Raw genomic sequence first — 18,022 nt, forward strand, 5'->3', positions numbered from 1 at the left:
GTGCGGGGGCGGGCGGCGCTCAACGGGGTTGGTACCACGGCGAGTTCACAACAGCTCGTTGATCGATTGGGGCAGTAGGCTGACTGAATCCGTTCGGTCCGTCGACCCGTTCCGGTCATCCCGGGCTCGCACGCTGACCGGCCTCCGGCCCTGCACGGAAGAAGGTGACGTACATGGACCGCCATAGGTGACGCACATGGACCGCCCTGTGGGCCCGTACGTTGCGGAAGAAGGCTGCCGGCCCATGGGTTGAGGTGGAAGGGGACGGTGCGCCGCCAGGAGGAGGAAGGCGGCGAGGGAAGGCGGGCCGAGACACTGTAGCCACCGACTCGCCCAGGGGAAAGGGGAGTTGAGCGTGCCGCACCCGGCCCTCGCCGTATCGCGGTGTCGGGGTGCGCGCCGGACTCGGGCAGCTCCGTGCGAGCGCGCCGGCGAGCCCGTCGCTGTGCTCTTGGGTGAGCAGGGAGAGCCGACGTCCCAAGGGGGTCGTAGGCCTGACCGCTCTGCTCGCCGACCAACAACATGTTCTCGGGTTAGAGAAGGTCTCTGGAAGAACGGGGGTTGCGGTGCTGGAGAAGACGCACTTAGAGCAGTGGGGGACCCGGAGGAACGGGAGCGTCGCGGGGTGGGGCCGGCAGGCCGGTCGGGGCGCTCCCCGGGAGCCGTCCGCGCCCCCCGCGGTGCGGGTGATACTGGTGGCGGAGCAGTCGGTGACCCGCGCCGGGCTTCGTTCCATACTGGCTTCGGCGCCGGAGTTGCGCGTGGTCAGCAGTTTCGGCGATCCGGAGCAGGCCGCGGACGCCTTCCGCGAAGAAGCGCCGGATGTCATCCTCGTCGGGACGCGTGAGGGGCTGGCCTCGGACGCGGCCGCCGCGCAGAAGCTGCTGTCGGTGCATGCCGCACCGGGCGCGAAGGCGATTCTGCTGCACCCCGCCTCCACGAGCGTGGAGGTCTCCCAGGTGCTCGCGGGCGGGGTACACGGCTGTATCGATCCCGCGATGGACGAGGACCAGATCATCCGGGCCGTGACCACGGTCGCGCTGGGCGGCGCGGTGTTCCTGCCGGCGCCCACGGTCCAGCCGGTGGACGTGACCCTGGCGATCGACGGGCCCTCCCCCACCGAGGCCCGGCTGACCGAGCGCGAACGCGCCGTACTGGGCAAGCTCGCCCGCGGGCTGAGCAACTCGGAGATCGCCTCCGAACTGTTCCTGGCCGAGGCCACCGTGAAGAAGCATCTGACCCAGGCGATGCGAAAAATTGGCCAGCCCGATCGGCTGCGGGCCGGTCTGTACGCCTACCAACATGGCATCTTCGGATAGTTGAGCGGGGTATCCGACGGGCGACCATTGGAGTATTCCCGGGTGACCAACGACGAAGCGCAAGCCTCCGAAGGTGTGTTCTGCCGGACGCCGGCCGGCAGTTAATTTGGCTGCACTCTTTCGTACGGGCTTGCTCTCCATTACCCGATGGGTGGCGAGCCATGTCTCGCCCTACACAGCGGGGGTTTCGTTGAGTGACTTAAGCATCAGCCATGTCGAATTCTTTGTCGGGGACGCCCGGCAAGCCGCCTTTTACTACCGCACTGCCTTCGGATTCGAGGCGATCGCCGAGGGCGGTCCGGAGACCGGTCTCACGGACCGCAGATCGATTCTGCTCGCCCAGGGGGACATCCGTCTCCTCATGACCTCCGACCTGACCTCCGACGGGCCGGTCGCGCGGTACGTGGCCCGCCACGGGGACGGGGTGGCGAACATCGCGCTGCGGACCGGGGACGCCGAGGACGCGTTCCGGCAGGCGGTCGGGCACGGTGCCGAGCCGGTGGCCGCGCCGTCCGTCGTCGAGCAGCCGGACGGCACGGTCACCACGGCCGCGGTCACGGCGTTCGGCGACGTCGTGCATTCCTTTGTGCAGTACGCACACGAGGGGCAGCTGCCCGGCCCCCATCTGCGTGCCCTGGAGACTTCCGGGAAGGTGGCGGGCGGCGAACAGCTGCATACTCTCGACCATTTCGCCGTCTGCCTTCCGGCCGGTGAACTCACCCGCACCATTTCCTTCTACCAGCACGGACTGGGATTCAGCGAGGCATTCGAGGAGTTCATCGAGGTCGGCGATCAGGCAATGGAATCCAAGGTGGTGCGCAGCGCGTCCGGCGCGATCACCTTCACCTTTCTCGAACCCGATGTGCGGCGTAAGCCCGGCCAGATCGACGCATTCCTCGATGCCCACGGCGGAGCCGGTGTCCAGCATCTGGCTTTCGGCACCTCGGACATTGCCACCGCGGTGAAGAAACTCTCGTCCTACGGCGTCGAGTTCCTGCACACCCCTGCCACGTATTACGACGCGGTGGAGGGCCGGGTGGGTTCCCTCGGTGGCGATCTGGACGTCCTGCGGGAGCTGTCCGTGCTCGCCGACCGGGACGACTGGGGCCTGCTGTACCAGATCTTCACCCGCTCCCCGCACGCCCGGGGGACGTTCTTCCTCGAACTCATCGAGCGGCGCGGGGCGCAGACCTTCGGCAGCGGCAACATCAAGGGCCTGTACGAGGCGGTCGAGCGGGCCCAGGCCGGTGCCGGCGCCGGTGCCCGGTGACCGGCGGCACGAGGGACCGGCCGCTGACGGTCGACGAGTACGCCCCGCTCGCTCAGGCGCAACTGCCCGCGGCGACCTGGCACTACGTCGAAGGCGGCGCCGGCACGGAGAGCACCGTTGCGGCCAACCGTGCCGCGTTCGACCGGGTCCGGATCCGGCCCCGGGTGCTGGTCGATGTCGCCCGGTGCGAGCTGTCGACCACGGTCCTGGGTGACCCGGTCGGGGTACCGCTCGGCGTGGCCCCCATGGCGTATCACGCACTCGCCTGCGACGAGGGTGAGTTGGCAACGGTGCGGGCCGCCGGGAGCCTGGCGGCGCCCACCGTGGTCAGCATCTTCGCCAGCCGGACCTTCGAGGACATCGCCGCGGCGGCCGCCGGGCCGCTGTGGCTGCAGCTCTACTGGCTGCACCGGCGCGATGTCCTGCAGAAGGTGGTACGACGTGCGGAGGCCGCCGGGTTCCGCGCCCTGGTGCTCACCGTGGACACCCCCCGGCTCGGCCGGCGGCTGCGCGAGGCGCGGCACGGCTTCCACCTGCCCCCGCACATCGCGGCACGCAACCTGGACGGTGCGGTCACCGGATTCCTGCACGACCGGCGCGACGGCAGCTCAGCCCTGTCCCGGCATGCCGACGCCTTCATCGACCCGTCGCTGAACTGGTCGGACCTCGACTGGCTGCGGTCGCAGACCCGGCTGCCGCTCGTCCTCAAGGGCGTGCTCACCGCCGAGGACGCAGCGCACGCCGCCGAACTCGGGGTCGACGGGCTGGTGGTGTCCAACCACGGCGGACGCCAACTCGACGGCGCCACGGCCACCTTGGACGCGCTGCCGGAGGTGGTGCGGGCGGTCGCCGGCCGCTGTCCGGTGTTCCTCGACGGCGGTGTCCGGCACGGGACCGACGTACTCAAGGCGCTGGCCCTGGGCGCCCAGGCGGTCTTCGTCGGCCGTCCGGTGCTGTGGGGCCTGGCCGCCGACGGAGAGGCGGGTGCCCGCCAGGTGCTCGGCACGCTGCGGGACGAACTGGAGGACGCCATGGCGCTGTCCGGCTGTCCGTCCCTCAAGGACCTCGACCCGACGCTGCTGGCCCGCGGGCCGGCCACGGCAGCGCAGCACGGATTCCACGGCCCCGCGGAAGGATGAACGATGACCACTGACGCATTCCGGCTCAGCCCCGACGACCGCAAGCTGCTGCCCTCCGACGAGGAGGTGGCCTTCTACCAGGAGCACGGCTGGTATCTGTCGCGCAAGCTGCTCACCGACGACGAGGTCGACACCCTGGTGGAGGCGAGCGAGCGGTTCTACGGCGGTCACCGCGACCGGACCCTTCCGGTCCGCCCGCCGCGCCTGGCGTACTGGGAACCGTCCCGCGGTGATGTGCACCGGCACAACGACTACATCTTCTACGAGGACGACACCGTCCGCCGCATCCTGTCCAAGCCGGTCATCGCCGCGGTCGCCGCGCGGATCGCCCGGACCAGCCAGATACGGCTGTGGAACAGCACCCTCATCCACAAGCCCCCGCGCCCCGAGGACGAGGGCACCATCGTGCCCTGGCACTTCGACCGGCACTACTGGCAGACCTGCACCTCCGACGAGATGCTGACCGCGTTCATCCCCTTCCACGACTGTGACGAGGAGATGGGCACCATCACGATGGTCGACGGCAGCCACCGCTGGAAGGAGGTCGGCGGGAACGACGCGACCACGCGGCACTTCGCCGAGCGGGACCGGTCGGAGCTGGACGAGATGCTGGAGGAGAACGCCGACTTCAACAACGAGACGGTCCGCAAGATCCCCGTCGTCATTCCGAAGGGGCACATCAGCTTCCACCACTGCCGTACGTACCACGGCAGCGGGGTCAACCGCAGCGACCGTCCCCGGCGGGCGATCTCCTTCCACCTGCAGGACCGGACGAACCAGTACCGGCCGTTCGAGATCTCCACGGGCGAGCGGGTCGTCTACAACAACGACGTCCTGGTCCGGCAGACGCCCGACGGCCACCCCGACTACACGGACCCGAAGTTCTGCCCGGTGCTCTGGCAGGAGCAGGCGTAATGCGGGGGCCCGGACCGGACACCGGGCTGCGGGCGGCCGATCTCCACTCGTCGCTCTCGGACCCGCTGCTCGACGTGATGAACTTCCTCAACGAGGTGACGCTGCGGTACCCCGACGCGGTCTCGTTCGGTCCGGGCCGTCCGTACGACGGGTTCTTCGAGGTGGACCGGATCAGCACCTACCTCGACACCTACACGCGCTATCTGGAACAGGACCTCGGGCGCACTCCCGAGGAGGTCCGCACCGCGCTCTTCCAGTACGGACGGACCAACGGCCAGATCCACGAGCTGGTCGCCCGGACGATCGCCCAGGACGAGGACATCCACACCGACCCGTCGGGCATCGTGATCACCGTGGGCTGCCAGGAGGCGATGGTCCTGGTGCTCAGGGCGCTCCTCGCCGATCCGGACGACGTGCTGCTGGTCACCGACCCCGGATATGTGGGGATCACCGGCGCGGCGCGGCTGCTGGGGGCCGAGACGGTGCCCGTGCCCGAGGACGGGGCCGGGCTGGACCTCGCCGCGCTGCGGAGCACGCTCGCCGCGGTGCGCGCCAGGGGGAAGCGACCGCGCGCCCTCTATGTGATCCCGGACTTCTCGAACCCGTCCGGGGCATCGATGCCGACCCCCAAGCGGCACCAGCTGCTCGACCTCGCCGCCGAAGAGGATCTGCTGCTGCTGGAGGACAACCCCTACGGGTTCTTCAGCCGCACCGGGGAGCGCCGGCCCACCCTGAAATCGCTCGACTCCCGCCACCGGGTGATCTACTTCGGTTCCTTCGCCAAGACGTGCTTCCCGGGTGCGCGGGTCGGCTATGTCCTCGCCGACCAGCCGGTCACCGGGGACGACGGGCGGCGCACCCTCCTCGCGGACGAGCTGTCGAAGATCAAGAGCATGGTCACGGTCAACACCCCGGCGCTCGCCCAGGCCGTCATCGGCGGCATGCTCGTCGCCCATGACTGCCGGCTGCGGGACGCCAACAAGGACCTCATCGACTTCTACCGCGGGAACATGGAGACGCTGCTGGGCGCGCTCGCGCGGCATCTGCCCCAGGACCGCTGGCAGGTGCGCTGGAACGTGCCGGACGGCGGGTTCTTCCTCGTCCTGACCCTTCCCTTCGCCGCCGACAACGCGCTCCTGGAGGAGTCGGCGCGCGACCACGGGGTGATCTGGACCCCCATGAGCTCCTTCTATCTGGGGGCCGGGGGCGAGCATCAGATCCGGCTGTCGGCCAGCTATTTGACGCCGGATCAGATCGAGGACGGGGTACGGCGGCTCGCCTCGCACCTCACCCGCCGGATGGGCCAGGGCTAGCCCGTGGCACTGCCAGAGCTGCGCACCGCCGCGGTCGTCGGCACCGGCCTCATCGGCACCTCCGTCGCCCTCGCCCTCACCGCGCGGGGCGTGACCACCTACCTCATCGACCGGGACGGCGCCGCGGCCCGCACCGCCGCCGCGCTGGGGGCCGGTACGGCCGGCGCTCCCCCGGCGCCGGTGGACCTCGCGGTGCTCGCGGTGCCGCCGGGGAAGGTGGCGGAGGTGCTGGAGGAGCACCAGAAGGACGGTCTGGCGCGGGCGTACACCGATGTGGCCGGCGTGAAGGGCCGTCCCCAGGCCGAGTTGGCGGCCCGCGGGTGCGATCTGGCCTCCTTCGTCGGCGGCCATCCGATGGCGGGACGGGAGCGCTCGGGTCCCCGGGCGGGCCGGGTGGACCTCTTCGACGGGCGGCCCTGGGTGCTCACGCCGCACCCGGCGGCCCATTCCGCGGTGCTGCGCCGTGGACTGGAGCTGGTCAGGCTGTGCGGCGCGGTGCCCGTCGTGCTGGACCCGGACGCACATGACCGCGCCGTCGCGCTGGTCTCCCATGTGCCGCACCTCCTCGCCACGCTGATGGCGGCCCGGCTGTGCGACGGCGAGGACTTCGCGGTACGGCTCGCCGGCCAGGGGCTGCGCGATGTCACCCGGATCGCCGCGGGCGACGCCGGTCTGTGGACGGACATCCTCGCGACCAATGCGGAGGCCGTGGCGGAGGTCCTGGGCGAGCTCGCCGAGGACCTCGACGCGGTGCTGCGGGCGCTGCGGACGCTGGCCGCGACTCCCGCAGGTCCGGCGCGGACCGGCCCGGCGGCGGAACTGACCGGTCTGCTCCGCCGCGGCAACACGGGCCATGCCAGGATCCCCGGCAAACACGGCGGAACTGCCCTACCATACTCATCAGTTCGGGTCGTCCTGCGGGACCGGGCGAATGAGCTGGCCCGGCTGCTGGCCGACGCTTCGCTGACGGGGGCGAACATCGAGGACATCCGCCTGGAGCACGCGACCAACAAGGACGCGGGCCTGGTGGAACTCCTCGTGGCAGGCGGGTCGGCCGGCCGGCTCGCGGCCGATCTCACCCGCCGCGAGTGGACCGTCCACGTCTAGTGGCCGTGGACCGGTGAGTGGCCGTGGCCGGCGAGTGGTCGGTCGCGGCATCCGAACGACAGCGGGCCGAAAGGGCCTTGGCGAGCGAATCCAGGAGTGCGACTGTGCGGGCAGCAGTGATGTTCGGGGCAGGGGACGTCCAGGTGAGGGAGGTGCCCGATGCCCGGCTCGACCGGCCGACCGACGCGTTGTTACGGGTCACCCATGCCGCGATCTGCGGAAGCGACCTCTGGCGCTACCAGAAGCTCGCGCCGACGCCGGACGGCATCCGGCTCGGGCACGAATTCCTCGGAGTGGTCGAGGAGACCGGCGCGGAGGTCACCTCCGTACGCCCCGGCGACCTGGTGCTCGCCCCCTTCAAGTGGTCGGACGGCAGCTGCGAGTTCTGCCGTGCCGGGCTGCACAGCTCGTGTCTGCACGGCGGGTTCTGGGGCGGGGCACTGGACGGCGGTCAGGGCGAGCGGGTGCGGGTGCCGCAGGCGGACGGCACGCTCGTCCCGCTGCCGATGGAGCCGGACGACCCGCGGGTACCGGCGGTCCTGGCGCTGGCCGATGTGCTGTGCACGGGGCATCACGCCGCCCGCTGCGCACGGGTGGGTCCGGACAGCACCGTCGCCGTGATCGGTGACGGCGCGGTCGGGCTGTGTGCGGTGCTGGCCGCCGCCCGGCTGGGCGCGTCGCGCATCGTCGTGCTGGGGCGGCACCCCCGGCGTACCGACCTGGCCCGCCGGTTCGGCGCCGTCGAGGTGGTGGCGGAGCGCGGCCCGGCCGCCGTCGAGCGGGTCAAGGAGCTCACCGGCGGCCATGGCGCGGACGCGGTGCTGGAGTGCGTCGGAACGGGTGCGGCGCTGCGGGACGCCCTCGACATGACGCGTCCCGGTGGTGCCGTCGGCTATGTGGGCGTGCCCCAGGACGGCGAGGGCGTCGACGTACGGCGGTTCTACCGCCGCAACATCACCCTCTCCGGCGGGGTCACCCCGGCCCGGGCCTATATCCCCGAGCTGCTGCCCGATGTGCTGTCCGGGCGGCTCGATGCCGCCGCGATCTTCGACCGCACCATCGGGCTGGACGGTGTTCCGGACGGCTACAAGGCCATGGCCGCACGCGAGGCCCTGAAGGTGCTCATTCGTCCCTGAGTGCCCATACGTTCGTGAGCCCCGCTTCCCGGCGGTCGTACCGGGAAGCGGGGCTCACGAGCGTGTGGGCCGCGTACGCCTCAGGACGCGAGTTCTCCCTCGAACACGGTCACCGCCTGGCCCAGCAGCGTGACCCGGTCGTCGCCCAGCTCGACGCCCACCCGCCCGCCGCGCGCGGACAGTTGCACACCGGTCAGCGCGGTACGCCCCAGCCGGCCGGCCCAGTGCGGTGCGAGGACGCAGTGGGCGGCGCCGGTGACCGGGTCCTCGGGGATGCCGGCGGCGGGGGCGAAGACCCGGGAGACGAAGTCGTGGTCGTCGCCCTCCGGAGCACCGGCGGTCACGATCACCGCCCGTCCGCTGAACCCGGCCAGCGCGGCGATGTCCGGGGCCAGTTCCCGCACCGCGTCCGCCGTCGGCAGCTCCACGAGCAGATCGTGCCGGGCCCGGCCCGTCCACACGGTCTCGGCCCCGAGAACCTCGGCGAGCCGGGACGGCACGGAGACGGCGGTCGGCGGATCCGCGGGGAAGTCCAGGGTGAGGGCGCCCTGGTGGTGCCGGCGGGCGGTCAGCACTCCGCTCAGGGTCTCGAAGTGCAGATCCGTGTCAGGGGCAGTGGGTCGTATCCCGTAGAGGATGTGGGCGGTGGCCAGCGTGGCGTGGCCGCACAGGTCGACCTCCACGGTCGGGGTGAACCACCGCAGTCCGTAGGTGTTTTCCCCGGCGGGGTGGACAAAGGCCGTCTCCGACAGGTTGAGTTCGGCGGCGACCCGTTGCATCCAGGCGGCGTCGGCCGGCTCGTCCAGCAGACAGACGCCGGCGGGATTCCCGGCGAACGGCCGGTCGGTGAAGGCATCGACGATGAAGGCACGCATACCTCCGACGCTACTGTCGGCGGGCCGTCCCCAGGGAAACGGGTACCGGTTGGCGCTCTTCGGACCACCTCCCGGAGCCCAACGGGGCAGGGGCAACGGTCCGAGAGGAGGGTGTCCGCCGACCTCGCGATCATTAGGATTCCGCACAGATCGTTGTACGGGACAGCAACCGGCCCCGCCTCGTCCAGGCGGTGGGCCCAGGGCGCACCGGCGTCCGGAAGGGCAGGCATGGACAGCACTGAGGCCAAGGTCCCGCCGTTGCTCCTCGCGGTGCTCATCTCGCTGAGTGTGGGCGGCCTGATGTCCTCGGACATCAACCTTCCGGGGCTGGCGCAGACCGCCCACGCCCTGGGCACGTCCGTCTCGGCGGTGCAGGCGACGTTCAGCCCCTACCTCGTGGGACTGCTCGTGGCCCAACTGCTGTACGGGCCCTGGTCCGACGCGCTCGGCAGACGGCGCCTGGTCATCGGCGGCTTCTCCCTCTATGCGGTGGCCTCGCTGGCCTGCGCGCTGTCTCCGAACATCGCCGTCTTCGCCGCGGCGCGGCTGCTCCAGGCGCTCGGCGCGGGCGCGGGACTCGTCCTGGCCCGTGCCATCGTCGGCGATCTGTACGGCCAGCAGACCGCGGCCCGCGTCTTCACCACGATCATGCCGGTGGTCGGCGCCTCTCCGGCCATTTCCCCGCTGATGGGCGGCTATCTGACCACCCTTCTGTCGTGGCGCTCCCCCTTCTTCCTGACGGCGCTGATCGCGCTGGTCACCGTGGTCGCCGTCGTCCTCAGGGTGCCGGAGTCGCTGCCGCCGGAGCGCCGGGCGCGGCGGCTGCGAACGACGGTGGGGAACTACCGGCATCTGCTGGCGAGCGCCAAGTTCTGGGGCTTCGGCCTGAACCTGGGCATGGGGTACGCGGTGTACACCGGCTACCTCGTCGCCTCCCCGGTGATCTTCCAACGCCTGGGCATGAGCACAGAGATCAACGGCTACTGCTACATCAGCATCGCCGCCGCCTACATCGCGGGCAATCTGCTGTCGCGCCGGCTGGTCGCGCGGCACTCGATCGAGCGGCTGCTCGTCCGGGGCCATGTGATCTTCTCGGGCGGTGCGTTGGTGCTGCTGGCGCTGGGGCTGACCGATCCGCAGACGCCGTGGCCGCTGCTGGTCCTGATGACGGCGGTGACCATCGGCAACGGCTTCCTGTTCCCGATGTCCGTGGCGGGCGGGGTGACCTCGTTCACCACCATGGCGGGCGCGGCCTCCGGTCTGCTGGGGGCGGTGCAGATGGCCGGCGGAAGCTTCTCGTCACTCGTCGTGAGCCGGATTCCGCCGGATGTCCGGTCCTTCTCGATTCTGGTGGCGGTCTTCGCCTTCACGGGCCTGATCGCCTTCCACTCCCTGCGGGCCTTCGCCGCCCGCCCCACCACCGGGTCCGGCGCGGTCCAGGACGCCGCTGCCGCGCCCGTGACCTCCACGATCCCGAACGAAGACTGAGGAGAAACACCGATGGGACAGGTCTCTCGCCGGCTGGAAGAACTCGGGCTGACGTTGCCTCCGCTGCTGCCGAAGCTGGCGAATTACGTGCCGGCAAAGACGGTCGGCGAGCTGGTCTTCGTCTCCGGCCACGGTCCGCTCAACCCCGACGGTTCGGTGAAGTACCGGGGGCGGCTGGGCGCGGACTTCACGGTGGACGACGGCAAGGAAGCCGCCCGTCTCGTCACGATGAACATCCTCTCCGCCCTCCAGGCCGAACTCGGTGACCTCGACCGCATCCAGGAGTTCGTCAAGCTTCTGGTCATGGTGCAGTCCGCGCCCGATTTCCAGGAGCAGCATGTGGTCGCGGAAGGCGCCTCGGATCTGCTCACCGAGGTCTTCGGGCCCGAGTGCGGCTCTCATGCCCGTTCGGCCGTCGGCATGATGAGCCTGCCGTTCGGCATCGCGGTCGAGATCGAGGCCGTGGTACGCATCGCCCCCTGACCGGCCCTGCGACGCCCCGACCGGGTTCGTGGTCCGATACGGGCCGCATACCCCGCCGGGACGCGCCGGCACCTGAGCCGCCCGGCCGGCCCTGCCCGCCGTTCGGGTGAGCGGTGCGGGCGGAGCCGGTCGGAGCGGCTCCCCGACCGTTGCCGTGCCGTGTGCCGCCCCGGGAGCGGCGGGGCGGCAAGGCGGCGCTCCGGGCCTGCGGTGGAGCGGCGATGTCCTGGCGGGCGCAGGCGCCGGGCCTCTCCTAGATTGGACAGGTGGGGGCCGTGAGCGGGCGGAGATGGGGCAGGAGCGCGTGCGGAGACCGGAGCTCGACCATGCGGCGCTGTTCGCCGCGACCCCCAGCGCCTGCCTGGTCCTCGATCCTGATCTGGTGATCGTGGACGTCAATGCGGCCTACCTCCAGGCGACGAACCGGACCCGGGACGATCTGGTGGGGCAGTTCGTGTTCGACGCCTTTCCGGACAACCCCGCGGACCCCGATGCCGAGGGGGTGCAGAACCTGTATTCCTCGCTGCGCCGCGTACTGGCCACCGGGGAGCAGGACACGATGGCGGTCCAGCGGTACGACATCCCCCTTGCCGACCGGCCCGGGGACTTCGAGGAGCGCTGGTGGTCCACGATCAACACCCCGGTCCCCGGAGCGGACGGCAGGGTGGCGTGGATCATCCACCGTGTGGAGGACGTGACCGCGTTCGTCCTCTCCCGCCGTTCGCGCCGGCTGCCCGGCGGGCGGCTGAGCGAGCGCGAGGAGGCGATGGAGGCCGAGTTGTACGTCCGGGCACGGGCGCTGCAACACCTCAACGAGGAGCTGCGGCGCGCCCACGCCCGCGAACGCCAGGTGGCCCTCACCCTCCAGGAGGCGATGCTCCACTCCCCGGACCTCGCCCGGCACCACGATGTCGCCGTGCGCTACCTCCCCGCCATCGGCTCGCTGAACATCTGCGGTGACTGGTACGACATCGTCGACCTCCCCGGCGACGGATTCGCCGTCGCGGTCGGCGATGTCGTCGGTCACGGGCTGGAGGCCGCCGCCGTCATGGGCATGCTCCGCAGCGCCCTCAGCGCCGCCGCCCGGGCGGTCAACGGCCCCGCCCAGGCCCTGAAAGTGCTGGGGCTGTACGCCCGGTCCGTCGAGAAGGCCCTGGCCACCACCGTCGTCCAGGCGCTGATCGACACCGCCGGCCGCCATCTCACCTACAGCAGCGCCGGTCACCCCCCGCCCGTCCTGCTGCACCCCGACGGCAGCCACGAACTCCTGGACCAGGCCACCGACCCGCCGCTGGGCGCCCACCGCGAACAGGTGCCCCGCCTCCAGGCCCATGTGCCGTACACGCCCGGGGACACCCTCGTCCTCTACACCGACGGGCTGATCGAACGCCGCGACGAGGACATCGACGTCAGCCTGGCCCGCCTGACCGACGCCCTCGCCCCGGTCAGCAGGTTCAGCCCGGAACGCCTCGCCGACGCGCTGCTGGCCCGCCTCGGCGTCAGCGCGGGCGCCACCGACGACATCGCTCTGGTCGTCGTCCGGCTGTAGTTCCGCCCACCGGCGAACGGCCGGGGTCGGTGAACTACACGTATATGTACGGCAGTTGACGCCACGCCAGGCGGCCACCGCCTGAGGCGCCGGACGTTACCGCCCCTGTTCCACCAGTTGCTTCAGCTGCTGGAGGTCGGTCCGCAGGCCCCGTTCGATCGCGGCCGCCTGGGCGAACCCCTGTGGTCCGCCGAACGCCTCCTTCACCGTGCCCGGGTCGTACTCGAATCGGGCCTGGAGCCGGGTGTGCTCCTGGTCGATGGGCAGCAGCGAGAAGGTGCCCGCCAGGTCGGGTCCGCTGGTGGTCTGCCACCTCATGACCTTTTCCGTGCGGTGGTCGGTGATCTGGACGTCGCACTCCGTCGCCCGGCCACCCGCGTCGAGGTCCAGATGCGTCCGGTCCGTCCCCTGCGACCGGGCCTCGCGCACACCGTCGACGCACCGCGGATAGGTCTCCGCGCGGTGGAGGCAGTCCCAGGCCGTTTCGAGGGGGACGCTGATGTCGATGTGTTCTTCGAGAGTGCTCATCGCGCACCTCTCAGCTCGGTTCACGGCTACCACTCCAGGGTGCTCCGGGCGGGGGCCGGAAGCGACCCGGCGCAGGCCCTACTCCGACGTCTTCTGCCGCGTCAGCGGGATGTCGTCCCGTTCGGCGGTGAGCCGGTCGATCACCTCGACCACCCCGTCCACGCTTTCGCACATCCGCACGGCGATGGGGACCAGGCTGGTGCGCTCCAGGGTGCCGGTGAGGGTCACCGTACCGTTGGAGACATCGACCGTGACCGTGGACGGCGGCACACCGAGCGTGCGCGTGAGCACCTCCTCCAGCACCTCCTCCTGGATGGCGCGGTCGCGGCGCAGGAACAGCCGCACGAGGTCGCTGCGGCTGATCACGCCGATCAGCCGGCCGGCGTCATCGATCACGGGCAGCCGCTTGACCTTCTTCTGCTCCATCAGCTTGGCCGCCTCCACGACGCTCCAGCCGGGCCGGGCCACCACGGCGGGGCTCGTCATGATCGCTTCGGCGGTGGTCGACCCGAGCTTCGCGATCTGCCGGCGCAGCAGGTCGGCCTCGGATACCACCCCCACCACCTGCTCGTCCTCGTCGACGACGGGGACAGCGGTGATCTCGTACTCGTCGAGCAGACGGGCGATCTCCTTGAAGGTCGTGCCCCGTTGGACGACGACGGCATGGGGAGTCATCAGGTCTGCCACACAGCGGTGCCTCATCTTCGGCCAGTCCCTCCGGGTCTGCCCGGGCCGCCTCTGGTGGCGCCTCGAGCGGGTCATCCGGTACTGACAAGCCTGCCTCGCGAGGGGCGGGCCTGCCGTGCACCGATGCAACATGAACGGGTGATCAGGGGCCGGGGAGGGGAACCGTCCCGGGCCCCGGGGTGATCGCAGGGCCGTGTCAGCCGACCCCGGCGGCCGGGCAACGGCACGGTGTGCAGCGCGCGAGGCACGGACCGTGAGGGCGGAACCCCGTTCCGTCCCGCGTGTGTCCCCTCCGGCGTCGGGAGCCGCGGGCCCGCGCTCCGGTGCCGTGCTCGCCGCGCTCAGTCATGGGGGACCACGGCGACCGGGCAGGCCACGTGGTGGATGGCGGCGTGCGCCACCGGTCCGACGCGCGGTGCGAGGAGCGGGCGGTGCAGCCGGCGGCCGACGGCCAGGAGTGCGGCCCCGAAGACCGTTTGGACCAGGGCCCGGGTCGGGCTCTCCGGGAGGACGGTCTGCTGGACCAGCACCTCGGGAAACCGCTCACACCACGGACGGATGGCGTCCCGCAGTTCGAGGTCCGCCTCTTTGGTGAGTTCCTTCTCGGCATCGGGGTCGATGCCCCAGGGGGTGTAGGCATGCACGGGCAGCGGGCGCCCGTGTACGGCCTGCAGTGGAAGGCCACGGCTGGCCGCGGCGTCGAAGGCGAAGGCGAGCAGCCGCTCGCAGGGCCCGCGGAGGCCGAGGCCGACGACCACCCGTGCGTCGGGAGCCGCCGTGGCGCCGTCCGCGCGTGCATGACCTGGCGGTTTCGCCCGGTCACCGGCCCGGACGAGGATGACCGGCCCCTTCGCCCGGCCCACCACGTCCAGACTGACATCACCGAGCACATAGCTCTCCCAGACCCCGAGGGCCCGCGAGCCGAGCACGAGCATCTGCGACTCGGCGGCCGCCCGCAGCAGCGCCGCCTCGGCCTCGGACCCCACCAGATCCTCGATGATCTGCAGCCCCGGGTGGCGGGCACGTACCTCGTCCCGGGCCCGGCGCACGATCTGCCGGGCGCCGGCGTTCTGGTCGCGGTCCGCGGGGGTGTCCGGCGCCTCGGCGGCCAGCAGTATCCAGGCATGGAGCAGCCGCAGGACCGACTGCCGCCGGTCCGCCTCGTCAGCCGCCCAGTGCGCGGCCGCCACGCTCTCCGGCGAGCCGTCGAGCCCGACGGTGATGATTTCCGGCTCCATGGCTGTCCTTCTTTCGCGCTCCGAGGTCCGACCGCACCGGCTCGTCCGGGCGCCCGCGGCGGTCCCGTGGGAGGTGGCTGCATGTCCCACGGAAGGGCGGCGTACGGGTGCGTCGGGGCAGTGGGTTGCCCATCGGTGCTCCTCCTCGGCGTGTGCCCGCGGGGCCGGGCGACGCGCCCACCCCACCTACCGAGCCTGCTGGATGCCCCGGTCGGCACCAAGGAGTCGATGGGCGCTGCAAGGAGACCGAACGGCCCGTCGACGGTCTGCCATATGGCCCTTGACCTCATGGCGCCTCCCGAGGTACGACGTCCGGCCCCTGTCTCCATCGTGGCTGCTCGTGCAGGGGCGTGCCAGGCCACACGGTCGCGGGCCGGCTCCGTCGGCCACACCGGAGTGGCCCGGGCGGTGGCCCGTCCGGTACGCGCACGGCGGAGGGGCGAGCGCCTTCCCGGTGTGCGGAGCCGCGGGCGCCTTCGCCGTACGCGACTGCCGGCGCCACCACGGGGTATCCGGCCCGGAGAGGCGGGCGGGGGCCCGTCGGCAGGAGGGGAACCGCATGGCCATCGCCAAGACCGGCATCCTGGTACTGGACTGCACGGAGCCCGCGCCACTGGCGGACTTCTATGCACAATTCCTCGGCGGAGAAGCGCGGATCGGGAGCAGCCCGGACTACATCGAAGTCGTGGAGGGCGGCAGGATCCACCTCGCGATTCGGCGGGACCCGGGCGCGGCGCCGGCCAGTTGGCCCCGCCCCGACGACTCACAACAGGCTCATCTGCACTTCCTCGTCCCTGAGGACAACATGGACGAGGCCGAGCGCGAAGCCGTCGCGCTCGGCGCGCGGCCACTGGAGACGCGCGAGAACCACGGTCCCTACGACGCCCGCCGCTATGCGGATCCCGCCGGCCACCCCTTCGTCCTCGCCGCGAGCGAGGGGCACGCGCTGGGGCAGGCGAACTGAACGAGCGGGCGGCGGGAGGAACACGTCTCCGCAACGGCAAAGGCGACGGCAACAGCAACAGCACCGGCCCGGCGGATCACCGTTTCGGATGATCCGCCGGGCCGTGTGTCGCTCTCCGGGCCGTACGGTCAGAAGACCCGGACGACTCAGGAGAGTCAGACGACTCAGACGGCGCCGTGCTCCTTGCGGCGGCGCAGCAGCAGGAGCGTGCCGGTGACGCCACCCGCCACCACCGCCGCGCCGATGGCGACCGGGAGGACGGCGGAGCCGGCGGAGTCACCGGCCGCGGCGGTGTTCTGCATCGAGGGGCCCGGGTCGATGGTCGTGGCGACCGGTGCGACGGGCCGCAGCGGGCCGACCGATTGGACCGAGCCGTCGGCGTTGAGGAGCACCTGCTTGTTGTTGGGGTGCCGGAAGTCGAACATGCCGTTCAGCGAGCCCGCCCGGGCGTCGAAGGACGCATCGCCGATCTGCCCGGTGTGCCAGTTGTGCTCGATGAACTTGATGATCGAGGTCTGCTCGGTCCGGGTGTGGTCGATCTTGTTGACCTTGCTGTACGGCGAGATCACCAGCAGCGGCTGCCGGGTGCCGGGACCGCAGCGGTCCTGGTAACCGCCGGCGGCCGCGGGGCCCGCCTGGCAGGCCGGGCTGTCGGTGGCCTTGCCGTTGGAGCCGGTGCTGGTGTCCTTGGAGCCGTTGCGCGGCTTGACGAAGGCGTGGTCGTACCAGCCGTCGGAGTCGTCATAGGCGATGACGACGGCGGTGTCCTTCCACTGCGGCGACTGCTGGATGCGGTTGATCTGCTGGACCAGGAAGTGCTGTTCGTCGATCGGGTCGGAGTAGGCGGCGTGCGCGTCCTGGTACGCGGGGGCCTTGAGGAAGCTGACGGCCGGCAGCTTGCCCGCCTTGAGCACGGCGTCGAAGTCGCTCAGGTCGTAGTTGTGGTTGGCCGGTCCGTCGTGGCCGACCTCGTTGACGCTCTTCGGCGGCAGGTGGTGCGGGTTGGAGGTCGACTTGTAGTACTCGAACGGCGAGTGGTGCGGGCTGTAGTCGACGGCCGCCGCTCCCCCGACGTTGGCGTGGGTGGTCCCGCCGCACTTGGCGTAGTGCCCCGCCTGGCCGTCCCACGCGGTGCTGGGCCGGAAGCCGCCCTGGAACCATCCCCAGCTGACATGACGGGAGTTGAGCAGGTCACCGATGTTGCGCCCCTGCATCGCGGCGAGCGCGTCCTTGCCGGTGTGGTCCTTGTTGGAGCAGTCGTCGTAGGCCGGATCCGGGTCCTTGACCATGGTGCCGACGCCCTTGGCGTCCGGCGACTGCACGGTGTGCGGATCGGGCTTGTCGGTCTGCTGGGGGTCCTCCGTGCCGGAGGCCGGGTCCATGGAGACGACGCCGTGCGTCTGCCCGGAGATCAGGTTGATCGCGCCCGGCGAGGAGGGGCCGTAGACCGAGCTGAAGGAGCGGTCGTTGAGGGAGTAGTGCTGGGCGTAGTTCCACAGCCCGGTGACGGTGTTGCCGTCGTAGTAGTCCATCACCAGTCCGGGCTCGCCGTAGAGCCCGCCGGAGCACTTGCCGGAGTCGGTGTTCTCGACGAACTTGTCGGCCTTGCCGCCGTTGTACGCGTACTGCTCGGGACCGTAGTCGTGGTTCTGGTCGCAGGTCAGGGCCTGCGCGGGGGTGAGCCGCTTGGGCGCGTACTGGTTGGGGTTGTGCTTGAGCAGCCCTGCGGTGCGCAGGTTGTCGATGTCCCGGGGAGTGCGCGGTGAGGCGGTGAACCTGGTGCCGTCGGTATTGGCGGCCTTCGGGTACGTCGCGAAGTAGTGGTCGAACGAGATGTTCTCGTCGAAGAGCACGACCACGTGCTTGACGGGCGTGGCCGTACGGGAGGAGTCGGGCGCGCCGGCCGCCGCCCATGCGGGCCCGCCGGCACCCAGGGCCGCGAGGGCCGCGGCACCCGTGAGGGCCCCCAGACTCCGTATCGTTGCTCGTCTTCCCCTACTGGCCATGCTGG

16 protein-coding genes are annotated in these 18,022 nt (G+C 71.0%); 11 read left to right on the plus strand and 5 right to left on the minus strand.

The window, feature by feature from the left end; translation table 11 throughout:
• The first annotated feature begins 761 nt into the window (after positions 1 to 761).
• From EST92_RS13175 to EST92_RS13205, 7 genes are all read left to right on the plus strand, one after another.
• Positions 762 to 1,319: a response regulator transcription factor gene (locus tag EST92_RS13175; protein ID WP_129281120.1), complete on the plus strand. Its 558-nt coding sequence runs from the start codon at positions 762 to 764 to the stop codon at positions 1,317 to 1,319.
• Between the two features lie 190 nt (positions 1,320 to 1,509).
• On the plus strand, positions 1,510 to 2,589 hold the full coding sequence (gene hppD, locus EST92_RS13180) for a 4-hydroxyphenylpyruvate dioxygenase (protein WP_129281121.1): 1,080 nt from the start codon (positions 1,510 to 1,512) through the stop codon (positions 2,587 to 2,589).
• Complete coding sequence (locus tag EST92_RS13185) at positions 2,586 to 3,728, plus strand: alpha-hydroxy acid oxidase (protein ID WP_129281122.1); 1,143 nt, start codon at positions 2,586 to 2,588, stop codon at positions 3,726 to 3,728. The genes hppD and EST92_RS13185 overlap by 4 nt, the downstream gene beginning before the upstream one ends.
• Positions 3,729 to 3,731: 3 nt before the next feature.
• Positions 3,732 to 4,643, plus strand: a complete 912-nt coding sequence (locus EST92_RS13190) for a phytanoyl-CoA dioxygenase family protein (protein WP_129281123.1) — start codon at positions 3,732 to 3,734, stop codon at positions 4,641 to 4,643.
• Positions 4,643 to 5,956: a PLP-dependent aminotransferase family protein gene (locus EST92_RS13195; RefSeq protein WP_129281124.1), complete on the plus strand. Its 1,314-nt coding sequence runs from the start codon at positions 4,643 to 4,645 to the stop codon at positions 5,954 to 5,956. Before EST92_RS13190 ends, EST92_RS13195 begins: the two co-directional genes overlap by 1 nt.
• Positions 5,957 to 5,959: 3 nt before the next feature.
• The gene (locus EST92_RS13200; protein WP_129281125.1) at positions 5,960 to 7,063 is read left to right on the plus strand and encodes a prephenate dehydrogenase; all 1,104 of its coding nucleotides are present in this window, start codon (positions 5,960 to 5,962) and stop codon (positions 7,061 to 7,063) included.
• A 119-nt stretch (positions 7,064 to 7,182) separates the two neighbouring features.
• Complete coding sequence (locus EST92_RS13205; protein ID WP_129281147.1) at positions 7,183 to 8,199, plus strand: zinc-binding dehydrogenase; 1,017 nt, start codon at positions 7,183 to 7,185, stop codon at positions 8,197 to 8,199.
• An 80-nt stretch (positions 8,200 to 8,279) separates the two neighbouring features.
• Here EST92_RS13205 and EST92_RS13210 read toward each other — a convergent pair whose 3' ends face one another.
• Positions 8,280 to 9,074, minus strand: coding sequence for a PhzF family phenazine biosynthesis protein (locus EST92_RS13210; RefSeq protein WP_129281126.1), 795 nt, complete (start codon positions 9,072 to 9,074; stop codon positions 8,280 to 8,282).
• A gap of 228 nt (positions 9,075 to 9,302) precedes the next feature.
• Between EST92_RS13210 and EST92_RS13215 the strand changes: the two genes are divergently transcribed.
• From EST92_RS13215 to EST92_RS13225, 3 genes are all read left to right on the plus strand, one after another.
• Complete coding sequence (locus EST92_RS13215) at positions 9,303 to 10,562, plus strand: multidrug effflux MFS transporter (protein ID WP_129281127.1); 1,260 nt, start codon at positions 9,303 to 9,305, stop codon at positions 10,560 to 10,562.
• A 12-nt stretch (positions 10,563 to 10,574) separates the two neighbouring features.
• The gene (locus EST92_RS13220; protein ID WP_129246222.1) at positions 10,575 to 11,045 is read left to right on the plus strand and encodes a RidA family protein; all 471 of its coding nucleotides are present in this window, start codon (positions 10,575 to 10,577) and stop codon (positions 11,043 to 11,045) included.
• Positions 11,046 to 11,334: 289 nt separating this feature from the next.
• Complete coding sequence (locus EST92_RS13225; RefSeq protein WP_129281128.1) at positions 11,335 to 12,594, plus strand: SpoIIE family protein phosphatase; 1,260 nt, start codon at positions 11,335 to 11,337, stop codon at positions 12,592 to 12,594.
• 96 nt (positions 12,595 to 12,690) lie between these two features.
• Here EST92_RS13225 and EST92_RS13230 read toward each other — a convergent pair whose 3' ends face one another.
• The 3 genes from EST92_RS13230 to EST92_RS13240 all read right to left on the minus strand — a co-directional run bounded on the left by EST92_RS13230 (position 12,691) and on the right by EST92_RS13240 (position 15,047).
• Positions 12,691 to 13,122 carry an SRPBCC family protein gene (locus tag EST92_RS13230; RefSeq protein ID WP_129281129.1) on the minus strand — a complete coding sequence of 144 codons (432 nt, stop codon included), beginning with the start codon at positions 13,120 to 13,122 and terminating at the stop codon, positions 12,691 to 12,693.
• A gap of 78 nt (positions 13,123 to 13,200) precedes the next feature.
• Complete coding sequence (locus EST92_RS13235) at positions 13,201 to 13,824, minus strand: CBS domain-containing protein (RefSeq protein WP_129281130.1); 624 nt, start codon at positions 13,822 to 13,824, stop codon at positions 13,201 to 13,203.
• A gap of 326 nt (positions 13,825 to 14,150) precedes the next feature.
• Positions 14,151 to 15,047 carry a universal stress protein gene (locus EST92_RS13240; RefSeq protein WP_129281131.1) on the minus strand — a complete coding sequence of 299 codons (897 nt, stop codon included), beginning with the start codon at positions 15,045 to 15,047 and terminating at the stop codon, positions 14,151 to 14,153.
• 559 nt (positions 15,048 to 15,606) lie between these two features.
• Between EST92_RS13240 and EST92_RS13245 the strand changes: the two genes are divergently transcribed.
• Positions 15,607 to 16,011, plus strand: coding sequence for a VOC family protein (locus tag EST92_RS13245; protein WP_093481722.1), 405 nt, complete (start codon positions 15,607 to 15,609; stop codon positions 16,009 to 16,011).
• 164 nt (positions 16,012 to 16,175) lie between these two features.
• Here the strand turns inward: EST92_RS13245 and EST92_RS13250 are convergent, their stop codons facing one another.
• The gene (locus EST92_RS13250; RefSeq protein ID WP_129281132.1) at positions 16,176 to 18,017 is read right to left on the minus strand and encodes an alkaline phosphatase family protein; all 1,842 of its coding nucleotides are present in this window, start codon (positions 18,015 to 18,017) and stop codon (positions 16,176 to 16,178) included.
• Positions 18,018 to 18,022: the final 5 nt, after the last annotated feature.

The sequence above is a fragment of the Streptomyces sp. TM32 genome (assembly GCF_004122755.1).
GTDB lineage: Bacteria > Actinomycetota > Actinomycetes > Streptomycetales > Streptomycetaceae > Streptomyces > Streptomyces sioyaensis.

What these genes read in the sequence shown, in the direction of transcription:
- EST92_RS13245 (WP_093481722.1), top strand. Translation starts at nt 15,607, where the DNA reads ATGGCCATCGCCAAGACCGGCATCCTGGTACTGGACTGCACGGAGCCC.
- EST92_RS13195 (WP_129281124.1), top strand. Translation starts at nt 4,643, where the DNA reads ATGCGGGGGCCCGGACCGGACACCGGGCTGCGGGCGGCCGATCTCCAC.
- EST92_RS13220 (WP_129246222.1), top strand. Translation starts at nt 10,575, where the DNA reads ATGGGACAGGTCTCTCGCCGGCTGGAAGAACTCGGGCTGACGTTGCCT.
- EST92_RS13225 (WP_129281128.1), top strand. Translation starts at nt 11,335, where the DNA reads ATGGGGCAGGAGCGCGTGCGGAGACCGGAGCTCGACCATGCGGCGCTG.
- EST92_RS13205 (WP_129281147.1), top strand. Translation starts at nt 7,183, where the DNA reads ATGTTCGGGGCAGGGGACGTCCAGGTGAGGGAGGTGCCCGATGCCCGG.
- EST92_RS13230 (WP_129281129.1), bottom strand. Translation starts at nt 13,122, where the DNA reads ATGAGCACTCTCGAAGAACACATCGACATCAGCGTCCCCCTCGAAACG.
- EST92_RS13210 (WP_129281126.1), bottom strand. Translation starts at nt 9,074, where the DNA reads ATGCGTGCCTTCATCGTCGATGCCTTCACCGACCGGCCGTTCGCCGGG.
- EST92_RS13215 (WP_129281127.1), top strand. Translation starts at nt 9,303, where the DNA reads ATGGACAGCACTGAGGCCAAGGTCCCGCCGTTGCTCCTCGCGGTGCTC.
- EST92_RS13250 (WP_129281132.1), bottom strand. Translation starts at nt 18,017, where the DNA reads ATGGCCAGTAGGGGAAGACGAGCAACGATACGGAGTCTGGGGGCCCTC.
- EST92_RS13190 (WP_129281123.1), top strand. Translation starts at nt 3,732, where the DNA reads ATGACCACTGACGCATTCCGGCTCAGCCCCGACGACCGCAAGCTGCTG.
- EST92_RS13240 (WP_129281131.1), bottom strand. Translation starts at nt 15,047, where the DNA reads ATGGAGCCGGAAATCATCACCGTCGGGCTCGACGGCTCGCCGGAGAGC.
- EST92_RS13235 (WP_129281130.1), bottom strand. Translation starts at nt 13,824, where the DNA reads ATGAGGCACCGCTGTGTGGCAGACCTGATGACTCCCCATGCCGTCGTC.